3 protein-coding genes are annotated in these 1,949 nt (G+C 33.6%); all 3 read right to left on the bottom strand.

Translation table 11 applies throughout. The annotated features are described in order from the left end of the window. Positions 1-143: 143 nt before the first annotated feature. From IHO40_RS05640 to IHO40_RS05630, 3 genes are read right to left on the bottom strand one after another with little or no spacing between them, the layout of a single operon-like run. On the bottom strand, positions 144-521 hold the full coding sequence (locus IHO40_RS05640; RefSeq protein WP_225537153.1) for a cytochrome c-type biogenesis protein: 378 nt from the start codon (positions 519-521) through the stop codon (positions 144-146). Beyond that, positions 505-1,563 (bottom strand): hypothetical protein, encoded by a 1,059-nt coding sequence (locus IHO40_RS05635; protein WP_225537152.1) that lies wholly within the window; start codon positions 1,561-1,563, stop codon positions 505-507. The genes IHO40_RS05640 and IHO40_RS05635 overlap by 17 nt, the downstream gene beginning before the upstream one ends. 14 nt (positions 1,564-1,577) lie before the next feature. After that, a complete protein-coding gene (locus IHO40_RS05630; RefSeq protein ID WP_225537154.1) occupies positions 1,578-1,925 on the bottom strand; it encodes a ferredoxin family 2Fe-2S iron-sulfur cluster binding protein in 348 nt (115 codons plus the stop codon). Positions 1,926-1,949 lie beyond the last annotated feature (24 nt).

Below are 1,949 nucleotides of genomic sequence, written 5' to 3'. Positions count from 1 at the left end.
CTGATACGAAAATACACCAAGTAGCCCCTACTCCTGTCATCCCACAGTACCACTCCTTGCTTATTATAGCTTTACGGCGTTAATTTAATATACAATACCTATAATACAAGTGTCGGGGCACTGTGGGATGACAGGAGTAGGGGCTACTTGGTGTATTTTCGTATCAGAAAACACCCTATTAGCAGAATTATAAGTGGAATAAACCATAAAACATAAGTGCTAAATTTCACAGGCGGAATGATTATAATTGAATCTCCATAAGAATTTTTCAGCTCTGAAATTATTTGCTCGTCGGCATGTCCATCACTGATCTTTTTACGAATCGTCTTGCGCATATCGTGTGCAATCTTAGACTCGGATTCAGATAATGACTCACCAGAACATATTGGACACTTTATTATTTCAAATAAATTAGTTGCTCGCTTTTCCATACTTTTGTTTATAAGTTTATCATCTAAAGTAAAAGCATTTATGCTTAAGTGGAATGTCAATGTAAAAAGTAAGCTAACTACCGCTTTCATTCTTGGTTAGCTCAATGACCTTACTTAGTTGGTTCATAAAATCAGTAGTAGATAACTTTCCAATAAAACTTGACCCTACATTATCGTCATATCTTATTGAAAATTGAATGCTGTCATCAGTTGTTTTTTCTGATAAGGAAGATATTAAATTTTTAAATACATCTGAAGCTTTTGAGTAATTTTTCTCACCAGTTAAAAGCGGGATCAATTCCTTGTAATTTGACACGTCCACGTTGATTTTATCTTTAAATGAAGATGTAATCAGATTGTAATTGTTTATTCCACCGTCTGCAGTAAGAGAAAAATTATTACTTTGAATTAAAAATTTTTCTATGTTGAGATTAATTCTGGAAGCTGAAATGTGGTTTACAAACTCATAATCAAATTTAATGTCGATATTAAGATAACTTTCGGGAATTGCAGTATTTTCATACCGGTAAGTATAAAAATCAAATCCTAGCTTAACATTTTCATTCAGTTCTTTGTTGAGATCAATTTGAATATAATTACTTTTACCATTCACTTCAGTTATAATACTCTGCTGATTTTCTGAATCAGATGCAATATCACATCTCAGCCCATTATCTGCGTAACGAAGTGTTTCTATATAGTCTATCACAGTACCATTTTTGTCAAACCTTAGCAAAGATGGTAAATTGTTTAGTTTGACAACAAAGTGATTGTTATTGTTTGTGTGACATTTTATATTCTTTGTCTTGTTGCCATGAACGGTAATATTGATTTCATTGCTTGGCATGTAGATATATACTGATTTATCGAATAGTCTATTTTTTATCACTAAAGCTTCTGATGAGATAGTTAATCCCTCACTGGAAAACTTTGGGTTTGTCACATGGAAAATTAGATCAGAAGGGAATCCGCTAAAATCATGTGAAATATCGAGTTTTTCATCGTTAATGTATAGTATTGTTTCCGCTAAAAGATTTTTTGTTTTACACGCAGAAAAATACCAAAAACCACTATAAGCCGCGGGGATAAATAAAAGTAAAGAGATGACAATATAGATAAAAACCTTACGCACAGCTAATCATTCCCTTATTTATTAAGCGATATGTTTCTTGTCCCTCTTGGTATGGTTACACACAAGCCATCAATATCTTTTGTAATTTTTATTTGGCACCCAAGCCTTGATGTCTCTGTCAAGCCAAAAGCTAGATCTAACATGTCATTTTCCTCATCAGATACAGGATTATACGTTTCTACATCATCATAAAATTTTGGATTAACGATTACATGGCATGTAGAGCAGGCAAGAGAACCTTCACATGCGCCTTCAAGCAAGTCTGGGTCGTTTCTGTGAGCTAAGTTAAGCAGAGTCTCTCCCTCTGCAGCTTCATAACTTTTCTTGCTTCCATCAGGTAAAATAAAAGTGACGGATGACATATTGTTTTTCCTATTAAAATCCTT

The organism is Wolbachia endosymbiont of Mansonella ozzardi (assembly GCF_020278625.1).
Classification (GTDB): Bacteria; Pseudomonadota; Alphaproteobacteria; order Rickettsiales; family Anaplasmataceae; genus Wolbachia.
Note: the sequence above shows the minus strand (reverse complement) of the source record. Positions and strands in the feature narration are given on the sequence as shown.

What these genes read in the sequence shown, in the direction of transcription:
- IHO40_RS05630 (WP_225537154.1), bottom strand. Translation starts at nt 1,925, where the DNA reads ATGTCATCCGTCACTTTTATTTTACCTGATGGAAGCAAGAAAAGTTAT.
- IHO40_RS05640 (WP_225537153.1), bottom strand. Translation starts at nt 521, where the DNA reads ATGAAAGCGGTAGTTAGCTTACTTTTTACATTGACATTCCACTTAAGC.